This window comes from Caballeronia sp. ATUFL_M2_KS44 (assembly GCF_023630965.1).
Taxonomy (GTDB): Bacteria; Pseudomonadota; Gammaproteobacteria; order Burkholderiales; family Burkholderiaceae; genus Caballeronia; species Caballeronia concitans.
In genome coordinates, this window is sequence record NZ_JALQEA010000052.1 from 37,471 (window position 1) to 58,674 (window position 21,204).

At 64.6% G+C, this 21,204-nt stretch carries 22 protein-coding genes; 1 reads left to right on the forward strand and 21 read right to left on the reverse strand.

Annotated elements, in window-relative coordinates:
• Positions 1-151: 151 nt before the first annotated feature.
• The 12 genes from NCR39_RS23145 to NCR39_RS23200 all read right to left on the reverse strand — a co-directional run bounded on the left by NCR39_RS23145 (position 152) and on the right by NCR39_RS23200 (position 13,014).
• On the reverse strand, positions 152-1,405 hold the full coding sequence (locus NCR39_RS23145) for an aromatic ring-hydroxylating oxygenase subunit alpha (protein WP_250454424.1): 1,254 nt from the start codon (positions 1,403-1,405) through the stop codon (positions 152-154).
• A 145-nt stretch (positions 1,406-1,550) separates the two neighbouring features.
• Positions 1,551-2,483, reverse strand: a complete 933-nt coding sequence (locus tag NCR39_RS23150; protein ID WP_250454425.1) for a LysR substrate-binding domain-containing protein — start codon at positions 2,481-2,483, stop codon at positions 1,551-1,553.
• Between the two features lie 11 nt (positions 2,484-2,494).
• Entirely contained in the window at positions 2,495-2,839 is a 345-nt protein-coding gene (locus NCR39_RS23155; RefSeq protein ID WP_250454426.1) for a cupin domain-containing protein, read from the reverse strand.
• A 24-nt stretch (positions 2,840-2,863) separates the two neighbouring features.
• Complete coding sequence (locus NCR39_RS23160; RefSeq protein WP_250454427.1) at positions 2,864-3,868, reverse strand: LysR substrate-binding domain-containing protein; 1,005 nt, start codon at positions 3,866-3,868, stop codon at positions 2,864-2,866.
• A 94-nt stretch (positions 3,869-3,962) separates the two neighbouring features.
• On the reverse strand, positions 3,963-4,739 hold the full coding sequence (locus tag NCR39_RS23165) for a pyrroline-5-carboxylate reductase (protein ID WP_250454428.1): 777 nt from the start codon (positions 4,737-4,739) through the stop codon (positions 3,963-3,965).
• Positions 4,732-6,228, reverse strand: a complete 1,497-nt coding sequence (locus tag NCR39_RS23170) for an aldehyde dehydrogenase (RefSeq protein ID WP_250454429.1) — start codon at positions 6,226-6,228, stop codon at positions 4,732-4,734. Before NCR39_RS23170 ends, NCR39_RS23165 begins: the two co-directional genes overlap by 8 nt.
• Before the next feature lie 15 nt (positions 6,229-6,243).
• Positions 6,244-7,575, reverse strand: coding sequence for an NAD(P)/FAD-dependent oxidoreductase (locus NCR39_RS23175; RefSeq protein WP_250454430.1), 1,332 nt, complete (start codon positions 7,573-7,575; stop codon positions 6,244-6,246).
• Between the two features lie 7 nt (positions 7,576-7,582).
• A complete protein-coding gene (locus NCR39_RS23180; RefSeq protein ID WP_250454431.1) occupies positions 7,583-8,467 on the reverse strand; it encodes a dihydrodipicolinate synthase family protein in 885 nt (294 codons plus the stop codon).
• Between the two features lie 35 nt (positions 8,468-8,502).
• Entirely contained in the window at positions 8,503-9,819 is a 1,317-nt protein-coding gene (gene glyA, locus NCR39_RS23185) for a serine hydroxymethyltransferase (protein WP_502800272.1), read from the reverse strand.
• A 41-nt stretch (positions 9,820-9,860) separates the two neighbouring features.
• The gene (locus tag NCR39_RS23190; protein WP_250454432.1) at positions 9,861-10,736 is read right to left on the reverse strand and encodes a glycine betaine ABC transporter substrate-binding protein; all 876 of its coding nucleotides are present in this window, start codon (positions 10,734-10,736) and stop codon (positions 9,861-9,863) included.
• 104 nt (positions 10,737-10,840) lie between these two features.
• The gene (locus NCR39_RS23195; protein ID WP_250454433.1) at positions 10,841-11,734 is read right to left on the reverse strand and encodes an ABC transporter permease; all 894 of its coding nucleotides are present in this window, start codon (positions 11,732-11,734) and stop codon (positions 10,841-10,843) included.
• Positions 11,731-13,014: a quaternary amine ABC transporter ATP-binding protein gene (locus NCR39_RS23200; RefSeq protein ID WP_250454434.1), complete on the reverse strand. Its 1,284-nt coding sequence runs from the start codon at positions 13,012-13,014 to the stop codon at positions 11,731-11,733. The genes NCR39_RS23195 and NCR39_RS23200 overlap by 4 nt, the downstream gene beginning before the upstream one ends.
• A gap of 625 nt (positions 13,015-13,639) precedes the next feature.
• Here NCR39_RS23200 and NCR39_RS23205 point away from each other — a divergent pair.
• Complete coding sequence (locus NCR39_RS23205; RefSeq protein ID WP_250454435.1) at positions 13,640-14,140, forward strand: ProQ/FinO family protein; 501 nt, start codon at positions 13,640-13,642, stop codon at positions 14,138-14,140.
• A 221-nt stretch (positions 14,141-14,361) separates the two neighbouring features.
• Here NCR39_RS23205 and NCR39_RS23210 read toward each other — a convergent pair whose 3' ends face one another.
• The 9 genes from NCR39_RS23210 to NCR39_RS23255 all read right to left on the reverse strand — a co-directional run bounded on the left by NCR39_RS23210 (position 14,362) and on the right by NCR39_RS23255 (position 21,203).
• Positions 14,362-14,520: a hypothetical protein gene (locus tag NCR39_RS23210; RefSeq protein WP_250454492.1), complete on the reverse strand. Its 159-nt coding sequence runs from the start codon at positions 14,518-14,520 to the stop codon at positions 14,362-14,364.
• A 172-nt stretch (positions 14,521-14,692) separates the two neighbouring features.
• Complete coding sequence (locus NCR39_RS23220; RefSeq protein ID WP_250454436.1) at positions 14,693-15,391, reverse strand: hypothetical protein; 699 nt, start codon at positions 15,389-15,391, stop codon at positions 14,693-14,695.
• A gap of 16 nt (positions 15,392-15,407) precedes the next feature.
• Complete coding sequence (locus NCR39_RS23225; RefSeq protein ID WP_250454437.1) at positions 15,408-15,887, reverse strand: hypothetical protein; 480 nt, start codon at positions 15,885-15,887, stop codon at positions 15,408-15,410.
• Positions 15,887-16,099 (reverse strand): hypothetical protein, encoded by a 213-nt coding sequence (locus NCR39_RS23230; protein ID WP_250454438.1) that lies wholly within the window; start codon positions 16,097-16,099, stop codon positions 15,887-15,889. Before NCR39_RS23230 ends, NCR39_RS23225 begins: the two co-directional genes overlap by 1 nt.
• A gap of 116 nt (positions 16,100-16,215) precedes the next feature.
• Positions 16,216-17,223, reverse strand: a complete 1,008-nt coding sequence (locus NCR39_RS23235) for a PASTA domain-containing protein (RefSeq protein ID WP_250454439.1) — start codon at positions 17,221-17,223, stop codon at positions 16,216-16,218.
• A gap of 2 nt (positions 17,224-17,225) precedes the next feature.
• Positions 17,226-17,777, reverse strand: coding sequence for a phage tail protein (locus tag NCR39_RS23240; protein WP_250454440.1), 552 nt, complete (start codon positions 17,775-17,777; stop codon positions 17,226-17,228).
• Positions 17,758-20,382 (reverse strand): baseplate J/gp47 family protein, encoded by a 2,625-nt coding sequence (locus NCR39_RS23245; RefSeq protein ID WP_250454441.1) that lies wholly within the window; start codon positions 20,380-20,382, stop codon positions 17,758-17,760. The genes NCR39_RS23240 and NCR39_RS23245 overlap by 20 nt, the downstream gene beginning before the upstream one ends.
• 4 nt (positions 20,383-20,386) lie before the next feature.
• Positions 20,387-20,809 (reverse strand): GPW/gp25 family protein, encoded by a 423-nt coding sequence (locus tag NCR39_RS23250; protein WP_250454442.1) that lies wholly within the window; start codon positions 20,807-20,809, stop codon positions 20,387-20,389.
• Between the two features lie 46 nt (positions 20,810-20,855).
• The gene (locus tag NCR39_RS23255) at positions 20,856-21,203 is read right to left on the reverse strand and encodes a hypothetical protein (RefSeq protein ID WP_250454443.1); all 348 of its coding nucleotides are present in this window, start codon (positions 21,201-21,203) and stop codon (positions 20,856-20,858) included.
• Position 21,204: the final 1 nt, after the last annotated feature.

Here is a 21,204-nt window from a genome sequence, read left to right on the forward strand (position 1 = left end):
TCTGACGTCGTGAGTTTCATCGGCAATGCGCACACAGGTCAGAAGCTGTTGCTCGTTGCCCGGCCACGCCCGCGCGCCGCGCTCCCACGTCTCGGCGCGGCTCAGGGTATCGGCGTTGAAGATCGAATCGACGACGTTCATGCGCGCCCCCTCACACGCCGTGCGCGTTCAGCCGCGCCGCATACCAGCGCGAGAACTGATCGACATAGGCTTCGGTGAAACGCGAGAACGTGCCGGGACGGTACGCCGGGTCCTGCGTGCCTTCATGCGTGATCTCCACGAGGTGCTTGTCCTGCGTATTCGTCGCGACCCACACTTCCGTGAGCGTCTTGACGTCGTAATCCACGCCTTCGACGGCATCCGCATGAACGAGCCACTTCGAGCGCACCAGCGTCCGGTCCGACGCGAGCGGAATGATGTAGGTGATGACCGCGTGATCGCTCATGACGTGCGTCCACGAGTTGTGCGTCCACAGATGCGTGTCGCCGAGATCGCGCCGCGAGAGTTCGCCGAAGAGCTTCGTGCAGGCGACCTTCGTGTCGATCGTCTGCGATTCGCCCGCGCCGGCAATCACGAGCCGCTGCGTGCGGAACTGCGTCACGGCGTCCTCGCCGAGCCATTCCACGGTCTGGGTGGTGAAGCCGTCCTTTTCCCAGCTCGCCTGACAGCCGGCATTGAGGGTCTTGTAGTCGTCCAGCGCGCGCAGCGATTCGTCGCTCAGATTCTCCGGGCAGAAGCCGAAATCTTCCGGCAGGAACGATGCGGTCAGTTCCGGGTGCGTGCCCTGGCAGTGGTAACACTCGCGATTGTTCTCGATCACGAGCTTCCAGTTTCCCTCTTCGACAATCTCCTGTTCGAAGGCGATCTTCGTGTTCGTGAGGTCGTAGGGCGCGAAGCGCGGCGTCATCGTCACGTCGAGCTTTTCGATGTCCTCGGGCGGATGTTCGTCGAGACACACGAAGACATGCGTCCCGACGATGCGCGTGTGCACCGGAGCCAGGCTACGGCACGTCGGATCGAAATCGCGGCCCATGTGCGCGGCGTGGCGCAGGCTGCCGTCGAGATCGTAGGTCCACTGATGATACGGACAGACCAGCATGCCGACGGTCGACTTGCCCGCTTCCTTCAGCCGCGCGCCGCGATGGCGGCAGACGTTGCGATACGCGCGAATGTTCCCGTCGTCATCACGCACGACGATGATCGAGGCACGACCGATATCCACGGTGGAGACGTCGCCCGGTTCCGGCACGTCCGCCGTCACGCCGACGAGTATCCAGTGCTTGTGGAAAAAGACATCGACGTCCGTTTCGAACACGTCCTGACGCCCGAACAGTTCGCCCGGCATGCCGTGTCCGGGCTCGCGGCCGCGGATGAGTTCACCATGGGTTCGTGACTGCGCGTCCATCTTCGTTCTCCAATGTTCACGGCCCGGGACGTCGAATGTTCCCGCCATGAAACCAGTATTGGCGTGCCGAAAACGAGCGTCAACGCGCTTTATTCTCGTGGTGGGATGACTTTGAGTTATGCGAAGTTCGGCGCTTCGAGCACGGTCATTGGTCGCCCGGCGCGTCCTGCCGCAACCCGTCGATGAGGCCTTCTATCGCAGGCGTGATCGTGCGGCCATGCGGCACCACGATGTAATACGCATCGCGCGTCCTGAACGACGCCAGCGGCAGCCGCACCAGATCGCCCGCCGCGATGAAGTCGTGCACCAGCCGCCCCCAGCCGAGCGCGATGCCCTGGCCGTGGCGGCTCGCCTGAATGGCATCGGTGTACAGCGTGCAGCGCAGCGCGAAGTTGAGCTGCGCCGGGCGGAAGCCGAGCGTGCGAAACCATTCGTCCCACGTCATCCAGCCTTCGGACGTGGAGTCGGATTCGATCAGCGGCGCGTTGGCGAGCGCATCGAGCGTGACGGGCGATTCATGTGTCTCAAGCCATCGGCGGGAGCAGACCGGGAACACTTCCTCGTCGAAGAGCAGCGTCGACGAACCGTCGGACCACGAGCCGGCGCCGAAACGCACGGCGGCATCGATCTCCTTGTGGCGCAGATCGGCGGTGAACATCTGCGTGGAGAGGCGAAGCTGAAGGTCCGGCTGCGCCGCCCTCAGCGCTGCAAGACGCGGCAGCAGACGAAGCTGCGAGAACGCGGACGTCGCCGCGAGCACCAGTTCCTGTTGCGCGGGGCCGCTGGCGAGCCGGTCGAACACGCCGGCGATCTTCTGCATCGATTCCGCGACGACGAGATAAAGCGCCTCACCTTCCTCCGTCAGCGTGATCGAGCGATGCAGCCGGTGAAACAGCCGCACGCCGAGGCGGTCTTCGAGATACTTCACCTGGCGGCTGACCGCGGCCTGCGTCACGCCGAGTTCGTGCGCTGCCAGCGTGAAGCTCGCGAGCCGCGCAACGGCCTCGAACTCGACGAGCGCCGTCACCGAAGGAATGAGACGCCGATAACCCTTGACGGCCGATGACGCGGGTTTCATCGCACGCGCATCTACAGCGTCGATTCGGCGTTCGTGACGACGAGCACCGTGCAGCCTTCGCGCGAATGCGACCAGTGCGAGGTGCCGGCAGGATACGTCACGACTTGTCGCGGCGCGAAGTCGGTGCCGTCCTGATCGGTGTAGATGCCGTCCATGATGAACAGCAGCTCGGTCGATGCATGCGTGTGCAGCAACGAGCGCGCGCCGGCGTCCAGACGCATCCAGTAACTCGTCCATGCGCCCGTTTCGTCGTCGACGAGCGGAATGAACCAGAAGCCGGGATGGCGCCTGCCTTCGATCATCATCGGCTGCCAGTCGCGCTCGCGCAGCGTATGGATGATGCGTCCTGCCGTCATCGATCTTCCTTGAGTGTCGTTGAGCTACGAAGCCTCGCGCGTTTCGGTGGTCTCGCGCCAGCTTCCCATCATCTCTTTCACTTCGCTCGCCATCCATTCTCGGAACAGCTTGTACTCGGGGCGCTCCAGCGCATTCTTGTGCGTGATGAGGTAGTGATAGCGATCGTGAAACACAAGGCTTTCCTCGACCGGGCGCACGAGCAGGCCCTGCTCGATCTGACGATGCACCAGATGATGCCAGCCGAGCAGCGTGCCCTCGCCCGCTTCCGCCTGCGAGACGAGCAGCCGGTAGTCGTTGCTTTCCAGATGCTCGCTCTCCACGGAACGCTCGCCCACGTCGCCGGGCTGGAACCAGTTGCGCCACACGCGCCAGTCGACGTGCTCGCACACCTGCGTGCGGCCCAGCGGCGACAGGTTCAGCGTGGGTTGCGACAGCAGGTCGAGCGCGCCGGTCTTTCTGCCGCGAAACGCCTGTTCGAAGAACGGCTTGCTGCACACCGGATAGACGACATCGTGAAACAGCCGCTCGACTTCGTATTCCGCTTCGCGCGGCGGATTCTTGGTGATGATCACATCCGGGTCGATGAGCCGGTCGAACTCCATGAAATGATCGGTGACGATGACATGCAGCCGCACATCGGGAAACTGTTTGCGGAAGCTTTGCAGACGCGGCGCGAGCCACAACGCGGAGAACGTGTGCGACACGCAGATGGTCAGTTCCACGCGGCCCGCGCGGCGCACCGCCTCCACCGTCTCCGCGATGTTCATGATCGACAGATACGACGCGTTATACAGAATCCGTCCCGCTTCGGTCAGCGTGATGTGCCGCGCCGAGCGGTCGAACAGCGCGACCTCGAGCGAATCCTCCAGGTCCTTGATCTGCCTGCTGATGGCGGCCTGCGTCACGCACAACACGTCGGCGGCCTGCGTGAAGCTCTCATAGCGCGCGGCGGTGACGAAGCACTTCAGCGCGCGCAGCGAAGGCATCTGCGCGAGCAACCGGTCGGCGAAAAGCTGCTTTTTCTGCATGGTCGGAACCCTGGTGTGGCTGCGTCTTATATTACTGCTCGCGTTTGCGAGAGTGGTCCCGCATGTTTCGTTCGCTCAGCTCGCGGGTCTGGCGTCATGACTTTTCCAGTCGCTTCCAGACCGCATCGAGCGCGGCGCCGTATTGCCGAAACACGCCCTCCTTTTCCAGCGTGCGATGCATGAGTTCGTTGATGCCGCCTTCGGTCGTGCATTCACGGGCAAGCTCGGTGAACGCGTCGTCGCCGGACAGCGCGAGACGTCCCAGACCATCATGATAGCCAGCCAGAAAAGTGCGTGCCTTCTCGTACGGCACGCCATGCTGCGCGAGCCATTGCGCCTGCACCTCCATGAACGCGTAGTAGCTCGCCATCGTGGCCGTGATGGCCGAAAACGCGTCGAACTGCGTTTCGTCCGTGACTTCAACCGCCGCGCCGATGGACGCGAACATCGCCGCAGCGTGCTCATTCGGCGGATAAATCACCGTGCTGCCGTTGCCCTGCGCCGTCGCGGGCAAGGGAATGGCGCGGGCGATGCCGACATCGGCGTCGACGGCGCGCTTCACTTCGTCGAGCGGCCAGCCGGCCACGAAGCTGATGACGGTCTGCCTGGGCGAGAACTTCAGCGCGTTCACCGCATCGGGCGCGAGCTTCGGCAACACGGCGATGCACACCACGTCGCTGCGATCGACCACATCCTGATTCGATGCGCCCACGCTCACGCGCTCATCGATGCTCGCGAGCGACGCCGCGACCTGCGCATTGCGCGGCGAAAGCACGACGCTCGTCAGATGAAACGACGATTGACAGAGACCCGTGACCACCGCCTTCGTGATGGCCCCCGTTCCGATGAAACCCAGGCGAAAGTCAGTCATCCAGTTTGATCCAGGTGGTTTTCAACTCACAGTATTGGTCATGCGCATAGACCGACTTGTCGCGCCCGCCAAAGCCCGATTGTCCGAAGCCGCCGAACGGCGTCGACAGATCGCCTTCGCCGAAGCAGTTCACCGTGACCGTGCCCGCGCGGATGCGCGCCGCCACCTTGTGCGCATGATTGACGTTGTCCGTCCAGAGCGAGGCCGCCAGTCCATAACACGTGTCGTTGGCGATGCGCACGGCATCGTCGATATCGTCATACTCGATAACGCACAGCACCGGCCCGAACACTTCCTCGCGCGCGATGCTCATCTCCGGCGTGACGTTATCGAAAATGGTCGGCTCGACGAACCAGCCGCCCGATTCGACCAGCGTCGCGCGGCCGCCGCACACGAGGTTTGCCCCTTCGGCTTTCGCGCGCTCGATATGCGAGAGCACCTTGTCGTGGTGCGCCGCCTCGATCAGCGCGCCGAGCTTCACGTCCGGGTCCAGCGGATCGCCGGTCTTCCAGCCCTCCAGCACGGCCAGCATCTTGTCGAGCAACGCAGCCTTGGTGGACGACGGCACAATGATGCGCGACCCCGCGCTGCAATTCTCGCCCATGTTCCAGAACGCCGCCGCGACGGCCTGCTCCGCGACGGCATCGAGGTTCGCCACGTCGGGCAGCACCACTTGCGGATTCTTGCCGCCGCATTCGAGCACCACGCGCTTCAGGTTCGAATCCGCCGAATAGCGCAGGAAACGCTTGCCCGTTTCCGTCGAACCGGTGAACGCGACCAGATCGACATCGGGATGAAGACCCAGTGCCTGCCCCGCGCCTTCGCCGAAACCGGTCACCACGTTCAGCACGCCCGCAGGCAGACCCGCCTCGCTCGCCAGCTCCGCGATGCGCAGCGTGGACAGCGAAGTCTGCTCCGCCGGCTTGATGACGACGCTGTTGCCCACAGAGAGAGCCGGGCCGATCTTCCACGCCAGCATCAGCGCCGGAAAATTCCACGGCAGCACGCCCGCCACCACGCCGATCGGCTCGCGCGTGATCATGCTCACCACGCCCGAACCCGAAGGCGAGAGCGCGTCGTAACGCTTGTCCGTCACTTCTGCATGCCAGCGGATGCACGCGGCCGACTCGGGAATGTCCAGCCCCATGCATTCGCCGATGGGCTTGCCCGCCTCCAGCGCTTCCAGCAACGCGAGTTCCTCGGCGTGGTCGTCGATGAGTTGCGCCACGCGCAGCAGCACGGCCTTGCGCTGCGCGGGCGATGCCTTCGCCCACACGCCGCTCTCGAACGCATCGCGCGCGCATTGCACGGCGCGGTCCACATCGGTTTGGGCACATTTGGCGATGTCGGCGAGCTTCTTCCCCGTGGCCGGATTCAGCGTCACGAACGTTTCGTTCGACGCCGCCGCGCAGCGCTGTCCGCCGATGAACGCACGGCCGTCGACGGACAATGCTTCAGCGGCCTGCTTCCATTCCTGATACGTGCTCATGCTGACCTCGAAAAATTAAAGTTCGGCGCCTGCCGAGAATTCCTTGAACCAGATTGCGGTGGATACGGCCAGATCGGAGATCGGCCGCCCGGGCAACGGACGCGGCGGCGGTTGTCGCAACATTTGAACAATCAGTTCGTTCGATGTCCCGAGCGCATGTTCCGCGATCAGCTTGCCTGCCGCCGAGCCGCGGCTCAGGCCCAGTCCGTTGCAGCCCAGCGCCTGAAAAATGCCGTCCTCGCGCTTGCCGAACAGCGTTCCGCTGTTCGCGGAAAGGCACAGCGCCCCGCCCCAGGTGTAGTCGAACGTGACATCCGCGAGCATGGGGAAACGGCGTTCGAACGAGCGTTGGTGCAGCGCGCGCGCCTTGTCCAGATCCGCCTGCGAGATGCTCACGTCGGGCCGGAATGCAAAGTGATTGCGCACGCAGATGCGGTCCGTCGCCAGACGTCGCACGGTGGAGCCGACCGGGTCCGCCGGAATCAGCGCCCAGGAGCGCAGACCGCCGAGCGTCGCCACTTCGTCGTCGTTCATCACGCGCGTCAGCGAGGCGAACGTGTAGACCGGCAGCAGTCCGTTCGAATCGCGGCCGAAGGTGGCGGCGTACGAGTTCGTGCACAGGACGATCTGCTTCGCCGCGATCCGGCCGTGCTCGAACATCAATGCATGGATGCCGTTGCCCGCCTCGATGCCCTTCACCGCGCTCAACTCGAACACGCTCACGTTCCGGGGCATCGATGCCGCCAGTCCGCGCATCAACGCGGCGGGCTGCACCGTGCTGCATCCCGGCGTGCGAATGGCGCTCTTGTAGAACGCGCTGCCCGTCACACCGCCGATGGCCGCTTCATCGAGCCATTCGAACGCTTCGCCGATGCGTTCCAGACCCGCCGCGAAATGCCCGAGCGCCGCCATGCCGCGCTTGTTCACGGCGGCGTGATACTTACCGTCGTCTCGCCAGTCGCAGTCGATGCCGTGTTCCACCACCGCCGTGCGCACGTAGTCGATGCCGTGCCGCTGCAATCGGATATCCGCGCGATCCGCCTCCACGCTGCGCGAATAGCTTTCACTGCTGATGTCGTGCGGCAGATCGACGAAGAAGCCCGAATTGCGCCCCGCCGTGCCCCGGCCAATGCGGTCGGCTTCGACCAGCGCGATGGACGCATCCGGCGCCAGCTCCGCCAGGCGCCGTGCCGCGCACAAGCCCGTGATGCCTCCGCCGATCACCACCCAGTCGAAGCGCTGCTCGCCCGCGACGCGGATTGCATCGGCGGCGGCGGGAAGCGTCTCCCACCAGCCGTTCACGCCATCGGGTCGGGGTACGCGTCCGAAATCCAGTCTGGAGCCCATGTGCGGTTTACCTACCCTGACGCAGCAGCGGTTGAACCACGGCGGCAAAGCCCCGCTTTTCGTCATCGGTGAGGCCGCCGAGCGGAGCGCGCGCGGCGCCTACCGGCACGCCCGCGAGTTCGCAGCCGTAGCGCACGTACTGAATGAACTTGCCGCTGCGCTCCAGCAGTTCGAGCACGGGCAGCAGTTGCGTCATCAGTCGGCGGCCCTTCGCGAAGTCGCCCGCCTTGCAGGTTTCAAGCAGCTCGACGTGCGTCTCCGGTATGAAGTTCGCCGCCGCGCCCACCCAGCTTCGCGCGCCCCATGCGAAGAATTCGAGCGCCTGATCGTCCATGCCGCAACTCACGACCAGCCGCTCGCCGAAGTGCGTGATCAGATGATGCAGATGGCCCACGTCGCCGGTGCTCTCTTTCATCGCCTGGAAGTTCGGGCGTTCGAGCAGTTTCGCGAGCACGTCGTCGCTGATCTCGGTGCCGGTGCGCGCGGGAAAGTTGTAGAGCATGACGGGCAGATCCACCGCGTCATCCACCTTCAGGAAATGCGCGAGCAATTCTTCCTGCGTGGGCTGCGCGTAGTACGGCGTGGCCATCAGCAGGGCCGACATGCCCGCACGCTTCGCGGCTAACCCTAAGTGGATGACATCGCGCGTCGTCGTGGCGTTGATGCCCGCGCTCAGGAACGTCCTCCCGCCGACGGCCTCGGTGACCGTGTTGAAGGTCTTCTCGCGCTCGTCGAGCGTGAGCGCGTAATACTCGCCCGTCGTGCCGCCGACGCCCAGGCCGCTCAGCCGTCCAACTAGACCCGTGGCGTGTTTCGCGAGCAGCGCGTGGTCGATCTCGCCGTCCTGCGAAAACGGCGTCACCAGCGGTGCGTGGACTCCTTCGAAGCTCATGAGTGTTCTCTCGATGTTGATTTCATGGGGATGGTTCAGACGAGCGCGTCGGCGCTCGCGTAGATCGGGAACTGGCTGCACAGATCCTTCACGCGGCCGCGCACCGAGCGCTCCACTTCGCCATCGCCTTCGGGCGAACGTTCGAGCGCACCGAGCACTTCCAGGATCATTTCGCCGACGAGGCGAAACTCCTTTTCGCGAAAGCCACGCGATGTGCCTGCAGGCGTGCCCAGGCGGATGCCTGAAGTGATCATCGGGTTCTGCGTGTCGAAGGGAATGCCGTTCTTGTTGCACGTGATGCCCGCGCGCTCCAGCGCATTCTCCGCACTTGCGCCGGTGAGCCCTTTCGTGCGCAGATCGACGAGCAGCAGATGGTTGTCGGTGCCCCCCGTGACGAGCCGCAAGCCGCCCGCGCTCAGCACGTCGCCGAGCGCCACGGCATTGCGCAGCACACGGTCGATGTATTGCGTGAACTCCGGCCTCAACGCCTCGCCGAACGCCACGGCCTTGCCCGCGATCACATGCATCAGCGGGCCGCCCTGCAGACCGGGAAACACAGCCGAGTTGATCTTCTTCGAGATGTCGCCGTCGTTGGTCAGGATGAAGCCGCCGCGCGGACCGCGCAGCGTCTTGTGCGTCGTCGAAGTCACCACGTCCGCATAGGCGAGCGGATTCTCATGCCGCCCTGCCGCGACGATGCCCGCAATATGCGCCATATCCACCATCAACAGCGCCCCGACGCTGTCCGCGATTTCGCGAAACGCTGCGAAATCCAGCGCCCGTGGATACGCCGAGTATCCGGCAATAATGAGTTTCGGCCTGTGTTCGTGCGCGAGCCGCCGCACCTGATCGAAGTCGATGCGAAACGTCTCCGGGCTCACGCCGTACTGCACGGAATGAAACCACTTGCCCGACAGCGCGGGCCGCGCGCCGTGGGTCAGATGGCCGCCCGCATCCAGCGACATGCCCATGACCGTATCGCCGGGCTTGACCAGCGCGAGCATGACCGCTCCGTTCGCCTGCGCGCCGGAATGCGGCTGCACATTGGCGAATTGCGCATCGAACAGGGCCTTTACGCGGTCGAGCGCAAGCGCCTCGATCCGGTCCACATGCTCGCAGCCGCCGTAATAGCGCCTGCCCGGATAGCCCTCGGCGTACTTGTTGGTGAGCACCGTGCCCTGCGCCTCTATGACGGCCGCGGACACGATGTTCTCGGAGGCGATCAGCTCGATCTGCGTCTGCTGACGGCGCAGTTCGAGATTGATCTCGGAGGCGATCACCGGATCGCGGTTCTGCAATGTCTCGGAAAAGAATCGTGCGTTCTCGTGTTCGTTCAATTTGCCGCTCCGCATCTGTTCATGAGGCTCATTCGGTCCTGCGTGCCGCCCTTTGCTCACTGCTCGAGCCAGGCCTTGACCTTGTCCGGGTGCGCATCGACGAACTTCTTTGCGGCCGTCGCGTAATCGTTCGTCGTGTTGCCCTCGAACTCGATGGACTCGACATCGGCCAGCGTCAACTTGAAGTGATGGAAAAACACATCCGCGCGGGGAAATTTGCTGGCGAACTGCTTGGATGCGAAGCCGTGAACCTGTTCTTCGCCGCCGAGCGCGCCCTTAGGGTCCTTCAGATAGCGCATCTTCCATTTCTGCCACAGCCAGTGCGGGCTCCACACCGTCACCACGACCCAGCTCTTCGACTGATATGCGCGCGAGATCGAAGCGAGCATGCCGGCCTCGCTGGAAGACTGAAGGTTGTAGCCTGCAAGGTTGTATTCCTTGATGGCCTTCTCCGATGCCTGCATCAGCCCGCCCCCCGGCTCGATGCCCTGGATCGTCGAATTGAGCTTGCTTTTCACATCGGGCTTTGAGAGATCGGTGATCGACGACAACTCGCTCTCGGGGATATAGTCCGGCACCGCCCAGCCATTCTTGCCGCCGGTATAGATGACGCCGGTGTCCTCCATGTTGTCCTTGTAGCGCGCGTAATAGGTTCCGTGCGTTACCGGCAGCCAGCCGCCCACCATGATGTCCAGATCGCCGCGTGACACGCCTTGATACTGAATCCCGATATCGGCCTGCACGAACTGCACCGGCTGCTGGAGCTTCGTTTCCAGCACGTACTTGGCGACATTCGCGACGGCCAGCACGTCGGCCCAGTTGGTCACGGCGATCTTGATCGGCTCTGCAGCGATAGCGGATGCCGTGAACGCGCCGAACGAAACGGCCGCGACCGCGCCGGCGAATATTTTTCTCAAAAGACTGCTTGGCATTTCGTAGTCCTTCCTTATTGGTCAGGTCGTGCGGTTCGTGGGTTATTGGTAAATCGGTTATTGCGATTCACGGAAGTCCGGTGCGTGCGCCGGACTTCCTGCTTTCAGGCTTGGGTATTGGAGGCGTTTTCCGGAATCGCCTTCGTTACCTTGGATACCTTGCGCGGCTTCTTCGCCTTGACGCCGAAACTTTCCGTCAGACGGTCGAGGACGATGGCGAGCAGCACGACGCCGAGGCCGCCTTCGAAGCCGATGCCGATATCGAGCCGTTGAATGCCGCTGAGAACGTACTCACCGAGGCCGCCCGCGCCGATCATCGAGGCGACGACGACCATCGACAGTGCCATCATGATGGTCTGATTCACGCCTGCCATGATCGAGGGCAGCGCGTTGGGCAACTGAATCTTCCAGAGCAGTTGCGCATCCGTGCTGCCGAAGGCGCGGCCCGCTTCGAGCAATTCCTCGCGCACCTGCTTGATGCCGAGCGTCGTCAGACGCACGACGGGCGGCATGGCGAATACGATCGTCGCGATCACGGCGGGCACGCGGCCGAGCCCAAACAGAATGACGGCTGGAATCAGATAGACGAAGGCGGGCATGGTCTGCATGAAATCGAGCACCGATCTCAGCACCACTTCGACGCGCTTGTTGCGCGCGCCCCAGATACCTAACGGCACGCCGACGACGAGACTGAAGAATGTCGCGGCCACGACGAGTGCGAGCGTCGAGACGGTCTGCGCCCACAGTCCCATGTACTGAATCACATACAGCGCAACGCCCACGAAGGCCGCGAACACCACGCCACGCCGCCACAGCGCGAGCGCCATGAGGATCACGAGCATGGCGATGAACGGGACCGCGGCAAGGCCGTCTTCGAGCATCTTGACGAACGCGCCTAGCACGGCGGAAAACGCGTCGAAGCCGCCGCGAAAATGCTGAAACAGAAAGTTGACGAGGTCCTCCGCGAACTTCCCGAAAATCGATGACGATCCGTTCATGCTGCTCTCCGTTCGAGCACTTGCCTGAGAATGGTTCGGCAGGACACGACACCGGCGAAGTTGCCGCTGCGGTCCACCACGGGCACGTCGTAGTCGCGCGCGAGCGCGATCGACGCGAGTTCATGCAGATCCGCTTCTGCCGGTACGGCGTGCAGGTCGGGGTGCAGTGCATCGCGTACCGGGCGATTGCCGGCCTTGTGCAGGCGGTCGAGCGTGGCGCAGCCGAGGAAGCGTCCAGCTTCGTCGCACACGTAGGCGCAGTCGAGGTTGGCGTCGATCATCTGCGGCAGGTAGCGTTCCGCCGACGTACCGACATCGCACGAGATCACGCCTGCGGCAGGCTGGCACATGAGGCTCGATGCGGTCAGGAAACGCGATACATCCACGTTGCGAAAGAAGTCGCGCACGTAGTCATCCGCTGGCGACTGGATGAGTTCGGCGGGTGTGCCCACCTGGATCAGCCGTCCGTCCTTCATGATGCCGATGCGCCCGCCAATCTTGATGGCTTCCTCGATATCGTGCGAGATGAACACGATGGTGCGCTGCTCTTCCTTCTGTAGACGCAGCAGTTCGTTCTGCATCTCGAAGCGGATGAGCGGATCGAGCGCGGAAAACGCTTCGTCCATCAGCAAGAGCGCCGGATTGACGGCGAGCGCGCGCGCCAGGCCCACACGCTGTTGCATGCCGCCGGAAAGTTCGCTCGGCAGGAGCTTTTCATAGGCGCCAAGGCCCACGCGGTTCAGCGCGGCGCGGGCGGTGTCGTAGCGTTCGGACTTTTTTTGCCCGGCGACTTCCAGACCATAGGCGATGTTGTCGAGCACCGAGCGGTTCGGCAGCAGCGCGAAAGACTGGAAGACCATCGCCATCTTCCTTCTGCGAACGTCGCGCAGTTCGAGCTTCGACATCGGCGCGATATCGCGTCCTTCGAGAATCACGCTGCCTGAGGTCGGCTCGATAAGACGGTTGAGCAGACGCACGAGTGTGGACTTGCCCGAGCCCGACAGCCCCATGATCACGAAGATTTCACCCGCACGCACGCTTAGGCTGACGTCATCGACGGCGACCATGTTGCCGGTGAGATCGAAGACTTCGTTGCGCCCGCGTCCCTGCTTCAACATCTCAGCGGCGCGTTCGGGTTTCGGTCCGAAGATCTTCGTCAGATTGCGCACGCGCAAAATGTCGGCGGTGGAGGTCGCTTCGGCCGACCGGACCGATGCCGCAGCGCGGGAGGCATCGACCGGCGTAGACATGGCTGGCGCAAGAGTAAGGTTGGATGTCATCTGTTGTTCCGGCAGATGGTCAGTGAATCTGGCGATGAGGACTCGTTACGCGCGCATCCGAGCGATTCATTAGGTCTCGCCGGTCGCTGGCACGTCGTTAATGCATGGCTTGCAGCGTATCAATACAAATTGCGCTGGCCAGTTACATATCCTTGGCCTTAGCCCATAGTTTTGGTAATGACTCGTCCGGCAGAGGAAGTCGGGGACGTGGGCGTTGGCAATTCTTGATCACCGTCAGCCTTGACGGGCGGCGGTTGCGCGGGGTTGTCATGTAACGAAGACGACTCTCAGTACTGCATCCGCGCATCATCTAAGGTAGGGAATGTCCTGAGAGGACCGTATCATCTAGAAGAAATGCGGTACGCGGCCGGAATGGCGCCGACGTGCGTTGCACGGCGTCCTCGCCTATCGTGCCGCAGAAGCGGCGAGCGCCTGCATCGTTTCGGTCGTCGAGCAATAGCGTCGCAGCGAACGGAGGCGTAGCGCGCTCTAGTGCGAGGCTGCGAGAGAGTCCCTTGCTGCGGCTACGGTTCGCATGTACACGCGCCGCAAACGGTTGCCGTCAGAGAGAAGTGACGTGCTGTGGCTGATAAAATCCTCGAACAATTTTCAAGGATGGTCCGTTATGGGTTTTGAACAGCTCGCGCAACTGAAAGAGCAATTGTCGAAACAAAAGAAGAGCGCCCCGGCGGAGAAGCCGACGCGCCAGCCGCGTCCTGCCACGAACGCGCAGAAGCAACCGGTCGATCCGGTCGTGCACGCAATCGGAAAGCTTCAGCGGCGCTTTCCGCTCGCTTTCCCGAAGAATCCCGCTCCGAACCTGCCGCTGAAAGTCGGCATTCTCGACGACTTGCTTGCGCAGGCATCGGACATAGGTTTGTCGGAGATTGAAATTCGTGGCGCCATCAAAGTCTGGTGTCGCGGCGCTCGCTATTGGAGTTGTCTCATTGAGGACGCTGACCGCGTCGACCTTGGCGGGAAGGCGACAGGAAAGGTATCCGCAACTGACGCCGGGCGCGCGCGACGTCTAGAGGCGCAGCGTTCGACTCGTGCATCAACGGCTTCGGAGACGAAGGCGACGAACAAGAGGGCTGAGCAACGGCGACTTGCTGCAAAGACAGATTAGAACGCTCTTCCAGCCTTCCAGATCGCGCCGTGAGTCACGGTGCCTCGATGACTCGAATCCTTACGTCGCAGCCTGCTTTTAAGGCTGATTAGAAGAGGCCGCACTCGTGCATCAATCCCGCCGCGAACCATATTATTGAACAGGGTGAACTGCTCAGCTTGCTGTTTTTGCCGCTCGCTTCGTAGCCGGAGTCTTCCGTGCGACCGTCATGATCGTGAACGTCAAGAGCATGTAGCTGCGAGCGTGGGCGAGATGAGCAACACATCGCCGCTCGTCGAGCGACCACCCACGGCGCGCAAAACGTGCCCCTCCTCTTCGAGGACCTCGCGGTTGCCCATCACATCCTGGCACAGCATGAAGTGCTCGACGGCTTCGGCCACGTCAGCGTGCGAGATCCGCGCAATCCGGAGCACTTTCTAATCGCGCAGTCGATGGCGCCGGAACGGGGGCAGCCGCAAGACATCCTGACGCTCACTCTCCCCACGCCTCTAAAGCTGAAACGCCTCAGCGGAGTCCTCCACCGCGAGCGCACCATGAAAAGCCATGCACCCGCTAGACGACCGCTTTCACCGTCGCGATGCACGACCCCACGAGCAGCACGACGGCCCACGCGCAGCCGATGGCGGCGACACAGACCGCCCCGGCCGCGTCCGTCACGCTGACGAGAAACCCCGGTGGAAGCGCTTGCAGAAATCCCACCAGCAGCGTGCATCCGAGCGAGAGCGCGAGCAGAACGACAAGACTCTTGTTCTCGATGAAGCGGGGATGCGCCAGCACCAGCGCCCCCGCCGTCAGCAGCTTCAACAACGTCAGCACGCCGAGCGTGGCGGCCGCCCGCGCGCGCTCGAAGTGGGCGAAGAGCGGCGCATAAACGGCCATGCCGAAGGGCGGCGCGAGCAACAGCGAGACCATCAAAATCAGCATCTGCAGCGCGACGAAGAGCATCGCGCCGAAAGCGAGCAGCGCGATCACTCCGCCCGCGACGCCGACCGCGCCCTGAAGGCGCCCGACGAGTTCCTTCGACAAGACGAGCGACAGCGTCATCAGACACGTCCCGTAGAGCAGCAGCGCGTCGATGCAGACGAGATACGCGATTCCGTAGCCGGGCCGCGCGGACGACGCCACGCTCGACGCGAGCCGATCCGACAGAAACAGCAATCTCGCGCTCAACCCGGTCTCGAAGAGCACGATCATCACACTCAAACCGAGCGCGACGAGCAGCAGCGGACGGCGCAGATCCTCGGAACCCATGACGACACCCTGTCGATTAGTCCAGCTTAATGACGCACGGCAACGGACCCGTGCAGGCAAGCGAGAGCCGACCTCCCCCGCGCATCGCGATGATGGTCGCGCGCGCCTCGCCGGACGAGGCGCCGCCTGCCGCCTTGAGCGTGGCGCTCTGATTGATAAGCCGCGGGTCGATGCCGGGCGTTTCGTCCCGATAGACGATGGTCGCGGAAACGCCCAGAGCGAGGCTGAAGCCGCCGAACCGCTGCGCGGGTCCGTCCGGGCGCGCGGGCACGGTAACCACCTGCGCGACGCGGCCCGGCGTGAACTCGCGCTGATCGAGACCCAGCTTCGGTCGCAGCGACGCGAGCGGCTCGCCCACCATCGCGAAGCTCGCGGGCAACTCCTGTGGGACGCTCGCATCGTCGCCGCGCTTGCTGTAGGACCACAGCGCGAGCACGGCGGCGATACCCGCGAACACGATCAGCCCGATCATGAACTTCTGCTGGGTCGCGTTCATCACGGCATCTTCACGCCGACGAGTACAAGAACGCCGAGCGCCACCAGGATCAGACCGACCACGCCCTGCCCGATGCGCTCGATGTCGCCGCCGTTGCGCTCGTCGGGCTGAAAGCCGACCCAGATACGGCGCACGATGCGCCAGCTGAAGATCGCGTCGAGCACAGCCAGTGTGCCGAGGCTCATGCAGAAAACCGTTAAGGCCAGCTTCATCGTCGACTCCCTTGCGTGTGAGGGCGGCAGAGGCTCATGCGCACGCGCCGCCGGGTTGCTTCTCTCGGTGTTGCGCGCGCCGCATCGTGACGCGGCGCGCCGGGCTGACCGGTCCGTCACTGCTTGGGCACGAGTCCCTGCAGCGCCAGCGCGGTGTGAATGTTCTTGGCGGCGAGAATCCTGGTCATGGGACTGACATCCGTCGTGCAACGGACATCGGTGATCGCGGTGCAGTTATTCGTCGCGCAGCGTTGATGCGTGCCGAGCACCTGCGTGGGCGGATGGTTGCGCATCACGACGATCAAGGTCGCGATCTTCATGCCCTGCGCCTGGCAGAACGCATCGGCGGCAGGTTGACCGCAGTTCGTCGCCCAGTCCTTGCAATAGTCGAGCGACACGCCGCCGCCGATCACCGCCGCCGTCGAAAAGTCCCTCGAAATCACCGGCTTCGGCGACGACGCCGGAGCGGCCGCCTGCGCGATCGACAGCACGACCTGCGTGCCCTTCTTGACCCGCTCGCCTGGAGCCGGCTTCGTGTCCACGACCGTCCCCGCCGGCTTGTCCGATGTCACCGTGGTCTTTTCCGGCACGAGGCCCGCCGCCGTGAGCTTCGAACTCGCCGCATCGAAAGGCTGGCCGACGAGATCGCCCGGCACCTTCGGTCCGTTGAAAATCAGCAGCCATCCGCCGATGCCGACGACGATCACCGCCACCGCCGCGGCGATCAGCATCAGCGGCATGCGGGGCGGCGGCGGCGGCGCGGTGGCGGCGGGAATGTCGATCGAGACCACCTGCCCTTCGGTATAGTCGTCGTCCGGCTGATCGGCGTAGATCGCGTCGATCCGAAACTTGTACTGTCCCGCGGGCGTGTCCGTCGGCACGTTCACGTTCAACTTCACCTGATGCGTGCCGCTCGCGAACTCGCGTTCCATCTGCGGACTGCGTTCGCGCTCTCCCGCAAAGCCGAACCAGCCGCCTTTCGTCTGGCCGAGCGGACGCACCTTGAGCAGTCCGCGCAATGTCCGGCTGGTGTTGTTGGTCAATGTGAAGGCCGCTTCCGCCTGGCGGCCGGCGCCCAGCGTGCATTCCGTATTGGCGGCCGTGATCGAAAAGCTCTGAGCCATGCTCACTCTCCTTGCGCGTTACCGAGGACCTGAAGTTCATAGGTGATATGAGCGGGCTTCTCGGACTGGATGATCTGCTCGATCAGAACCCGATGCCGCTCGGCCGAGGCGGGCATGCTCACGCGGATGTGAAACGCTTTCACGCTGCCGTCCGCCTGCTCCACGGCCTCGTGCACTTCGAATCCCGACACGCCGACCGCCGTCTCCAGAAACGCGATGAGCCCCTTGCGCGTGCCGCGCCACTTCGACAGATAGCTCGCCTGACGAATCAGCTCGCGCAACCTGCCGACGCCGACCGAGACAGGCGCGGCCGCGCCGGTGCGCGAGGACCGCACGAAGAAGCGGTCGAGATCGACCCAGCGCGCGAGCCACGGGACGAACGCGTCGGGCGTGCGCAAGGGATCGAACCACGCGTCGAAGTCGCGCAGGATCGCTTCGGGCCGCTCGTGCAACGCCTCCATCACCTCCAGCAACGCGTTCAGCACGGCGTTGCCCTGCTGCGCGGCGTTGCTGAACAAGGCGGGAAGCAGCGCCTCAATCTCTCTGCGTTTCATCTCTCTGCGTCACCGTGATGTCGTGCTCACCTGAACAAAAGAGCCACGTCGGCGGCAGCGAGATGCGTTCGACGTAGTCCTGCTTCGACACGTTCTCGTAGCTGCCGCCGCCGTCTTCGCTGCGCAGCACGCCTTCCTCGCCGCCCGCCAACACGAGCGGGGAATCCGGCCGCGCCGCCACCGCGCTCACCGACAGGAAGTAGCGATATTTGCCGTCCGCGCCTCCTTCGCGCGTGACCTGCTCGCGGGCCGGCAGACCGCTGCGCGTGCCCGGCGCCTCCCAATGTGGGTCCTGCTGCTCGCTGTCGAGCTTGAGCACGCCCAGGTGGTGCGTGGCTGCATACACCGTCCCGCCGGCGAACGCGATCGAATTGCAACTGCCGCCCGTCCAGTCCGCGCCATACTGCCGCCAGCCTTCGGACGAACGCACCGAATCCGTCACTTCCCACCGATGCAGCCCGCTGCCCGGTTCGTTGCCCGGAAACGAGGGACCTGCCCAGATGAACGAACGAGGGCCGATTTTTTGAACGGCGAGCGTGCGGATGTTCTCGTCCTCGAGTCCGATCGGCTCGAAGGTGCCGGGCTTGCCGCCCTGCATCGACAGGTACACGCCGCGGTTGGCCTGGCCGCTCACCGCGACCTTGGTCACGCCGCGCACGTCCGTTAGGACGACGACCGCGCCGATCCCGAGATCCTGGATCTGCGCATCGACCACGATCTGCACCGGCGTCGGCTGCGCATCCGTGACCGAGAGCTCGTAGAGGCCCTTCCCGGTGGCGATCAGAAGCACCTTCGCATCGTCGCGCGGGAGCCACGCGATGCCTTCTACCGCCAGTTCGAAGGCAATCGGATCGGGGCGCCAGCTCTCCCCGCAATCGAACGAGACGTGCACCTTGCACTGCACGTTGCCGTCGCCCTGACGCGACACGGCCGCGATGACCCCGGCGCAACCGGGATGCGATGCGACGAGCACGGCCGGCGCATCGAAGGACGCCACGCGCTCCCAGCTTTCGCCGTCGTTCATCGAACGGAACAGGGCCGCGCCCGCGCATGCGTACCAGGTGCCGCGCTGATGGCAGTCCGCCGCGATGGCGCGCGCGTCGCGCTCCGGCAACTCGTCGACGAAGAGGTGCACGTCGTGGACGTAGTTCACCGACTTCTCCGACAGGATCAGGTCGTAGACGCGCGAGATGCGCAGCGGCTCGCCGAAGGGCCAGCCGCGCCGGCCGTCCGGCGCAGGCAGCGGATTGATCGCCTCATGCAGGTTTCGGATCACGCGCGCGCGCACGGCCGCCGGGTCTTCTCCGCGATACACCACCACGCGGGCGGCCACGCGCACGGACTTGTAGCGCACCCAGCCGACTTCGCAGCGGGTGCCGAGCGGTTTCAGTTCATCGAAGGCGGCCTCGATCTCGCGCAGCGACCCGGCGGCCTGCTGTTCCGCGAGGCGCTCCGCGCTCACCTGTCCGTCCGGGCGCGGCAGCGATTCCGGCCACGAGGGCACGAGCAGGATCTGCACCGTGCCGGGCACCGCATGCGCCCATACATCGGCCTGCGTGAACGCCTTGGCCCGCGATGCGCCCGCATTGCGTTGCGCGAGCATCTCGAAGTCGCGCGCCGTCACGGCGCGTTCGAGCGAATGCAGTTGCTGCGGCCCGCGCAACAACGCACTCTCGATGCTCTCCGCCGATGCGCCGCCGACCGCGGGCTCCGGGTTCGTGACGCGCACGCCGGGCACGAGGTCCTTCATGACCGTGAGCGTGTCGCGAGCCACGTTGCCCTGCGGACCCGCCCCGCGCGCGTACCAGACGAGAATCTGCCTGCCCTCGCCCGGCACCGCCGCCATGCTGTCGAGGCTCGCCGCCGTCGCGCCGTCCGCGTTTCGCGGGGCGGACGGCGCAAAGCTGATGAGGCCGCGTACCCGGTCGATGGTGAACGCGCAGCCCGGGCCGTCGTCGTCGTCCATGAAACGCGGCACTTCGTGGCACAGGCGATACATGCGGTTGCCGTGACGCCGGTAGCCCGCGCGTTCGGTCAGCGCAGGCGCCGGTTCTTCCACGCCGACGATCAGTTCGTCGAAGCCGTCGATGGGCGCGAGCACCGGCGGATGCTTCAACTGGATTCGCTGCCCCAGTTCCCCGCTGCCGGCGCCGGCCGCTTCCGCCGCGATCCAGTCGAAGTGATAAGCGAGCGCCGTGCCGCTCGTCGCGCCCGCTTCTATATGCGCGGGCGCGACGGTCATGAAGACGGGCGCGGGAGTATCCGCGCTCGCGCGCGCCACTGCCACGCGCGTCAGCTCCGGAATGACCACGGCTTTCGCGGCAGGCTGCTCCAGCGAGAACTGCAACGAGACGCGCGCGGCGCGCGGCGGATAGAGGCGCAGGCCCATCAGCCGGAGAAATTCGACGTAGGCCTTGGCCGGCGCGCGGTTCACCTGGCGCGCGAGCCACGTCGAAATGAAGGCATACGCTTCCAGCAGCACGCCGCCGGGATCGCTCGGGCCGACGTCGGTCCACGCGGGACAGGTCTGACGCACGCGGCGCGTGGCCTCCGCGAGCAGGTCTTCGAACTGGCGATCGTCGAGTCGAGGGCTGTCCTGCAACATGGGCTCACGCTCCGTTCAGGTTGAGCGGCACGCGCAATTCCTCCACCTCGCGGGTCTCGCGCAGCCGATAGCAGAGGTCGATCACGAGCACGTCCGCACGCTCGTGATCGCGCCCGGCGTCGAGCCGCACGATGTCGATGCGCGGCTCCCAGCGCGTGAGCGCGAAACGCACGTAGTGCATGGCGAGGCCCGCCGTGGTGTCGTCGTTCGGCGCGAACATCAGCCGATGCAGCGCGCAGCCGTACTCCGGACGCATGACGCGCTCGCCGGGGCGCGTGTTGAGCAGCATCAGAATGGCCTGACGCACCGCCTTCGCGTGAGCCACCGTCTCGATGCCGCCGGTCACCGACACGCGCGGCCCGGTGCCGTGCTCGACGGACGCCTCGCCGGGCATCCGGAATTTCCATGCAATGCTCGCAGCCGCCATTTACTCGTCTCCTTGCCGCGCGCCGCATGAACCGGCGCCTCGGCTGTCATTCGCTGCAATTCACGAACGTCTGACCGGGGTCGCGCGTCACGTAATGCGTGATGCCCGCGGGCGTGCCGTCGGTCAGGCCGGACAAGGGCGCGATGCACAGCCGCCGCCCGCCGATCCGCACGAACGACGCATAGCCCTCGCGCACGGCCAGCGTGTGCGTGCACGGCTTCATGCCGATCGCCGGATTCAGGTTGGGACAGCCCGAGATGCCCTTGTGCTCGGGGTCGTCGTCCACGAGCAGCCGCCTGCCTTCCACGCGGCAGAAGTCCTGCGAGGGCGCGAGCTTCACCACGCCTTTCGCGTGTTCGCACACGATGACCGCGTCCTCGGTGAGCGCGAGCATG

Excerpts from the sequence above, each read along its gene's own strand:
- NCR39_RS23170 (WP_250454429.1), bottom strand. The coding sequence starts at position 6,228 with ATGAGCACGTATCAGGAATGGAAGCAGGCCGCTGAAGCATTGTCCGTC.
- NCR39_RS23155 (WP_250454426.1), bottom strand. The coding sequence starts at position 2,839 with ATGACGGCAGGACGCATCATCCATACGCTGCGCGAGCGCGACTGGCAG.
- NCR39_RS23240 (WP_250454440.1), bottom strand. The coding sequence starts at position 17,777 with ATGAAACGCAGAGAGATTGAGGCGCTGCTTCCCGCCTTGTTCAGCAAC.
- NCR39_RS23205 (WP_250454435.1), top strand. The coding sequence starts at position 13,640 with ATGGGTTTTGAACAGCTCGCGCAACTGAAAGAGCAATTGTCGAAACAA.
- glyA (WP_502800272.1), bottom strand. The coding sequence starts at position 9,819 with ATGCGGAGCGGCAAATTGAACGAACACGAGAACGCACGATTCTTTTCC.
- NCR39_RS23175 (WP_250454430.1), bottom strand. The coding sequence starts at position 7,575 with ATGGGCTCCAGACTGGATTTCGGACGCGTACCCCGACCCGATGGCGTG.
- NCR39_RS23245 (WP_250454441.1), bottom strand. The coding sequence starts at position 20,382 with ATGTTGCAGGACAGCCCTCGACTCGACGATCGCCAGTTCGAAGACCTG.
- NCR39_RS23190 (WP_250454432.1), bottom strand. The coding sequence starts at position 10,736 with ATGCCAAGCAGTCTTTTGAGAAAAATATTCGCCGGCGCGGTCGCGGCC.
- NCR39_RS23160 (WP_250454427.1), bottom strand. The coding sequence starts at position 3,868 with ATGCAGAAAAAGCAGCTTTTCGCCGACCGGTTGCTCGCGCAGATGCCT.
- NCR39_RS23165 (WP_250454428.1), bottom strand. The coding sequence starts at position 4,739 with ATGACTGACTTTCGCCTGGGTTTCATCGGAACGGGGGCCATCACGAAG.
- NCR39_RS23255 (WP_250454443.1), bottom strand. The coding sequence starts at position 21,203 with ATGCTCGCGCTCACCGAGGACGCGGTCATCGTGTGCGAACACGCGAAA.
- NCR39_RS23180 (WP_250454431.1), bottom strand. The coding sequence starts at position 8,467 with ATGAGCTTCGAAGGAGTCCACGCACCGCTGGTGACGCCGTTTTCGCAG.
- NCR39_RS23220 (WP_250454436.1), bottom strand. The coding sequence starts at position 15,391 with ATGGGTTCCGAGGATCTGCGCCGTCCGCTGCTGCTCGTCGCGCTCGGT.
- NCR39_RS23235 (WP_250454439.1), bottom strand. The coding sequence starts at position 17,223 with ATGGCTCAGAGCTTTTCGATCACGGCCGCCAATACGGAATGCACGCTG.
- NCR39_RS23225 (WP_250454437.1), bottom strand. The coding sequence starts at position 15,887 with ATGAACGCGACCCAGCAGAAGTTCATGATCGGGCTGATCGTGTTCGCG.
- NCR39_RS23230 (WP_250454438.1), bottom strand. The coding sequence starts at position 16,099 with ATGAAGCTGGCCTTAACGGTTTTCTGCATGAGCCTCGGCACACTGGCT.
- NCR39_RS23195 (WP_250454433.1), bottom strand. The coding sequence starts at position 11,734 with ATGAACGGATCGTCATCGATTTTCGGGAAGTTCGCGGAGGACCTCGTC.
- NCR39_RS23150 (WP_250454425.1), bottom strand. The coding sequence starts at position 2,483 with ATGAAACCCGCGTCATCGGCCGTCAAGGGTTATCGGCGTCTCATTCCT.
- NCR39_RS23145 (WP_250454424.1), bottom strand. The coding sequence starts at position 1,405 with ATGGACGCGCAGTCACGAACCCATGGTGAACTCATCCGCGGCCGCGAG.
- NCR39_RS23200 (WP_250454434.1), bottom strand. The coding sequence starts at position 13,014 with ATGACATCCAACCTTACTCTTGCGCCAGCCATGTCTACGCCGGTCGAT.
- NCR39_RS23250 (WP_250454442.1), bottom strand. The coding sequence starts at position 20,809 with ATGGCGGCTGCGAGCATTGCATGGAAATTCCGGATGCCCGGCGAGGCG.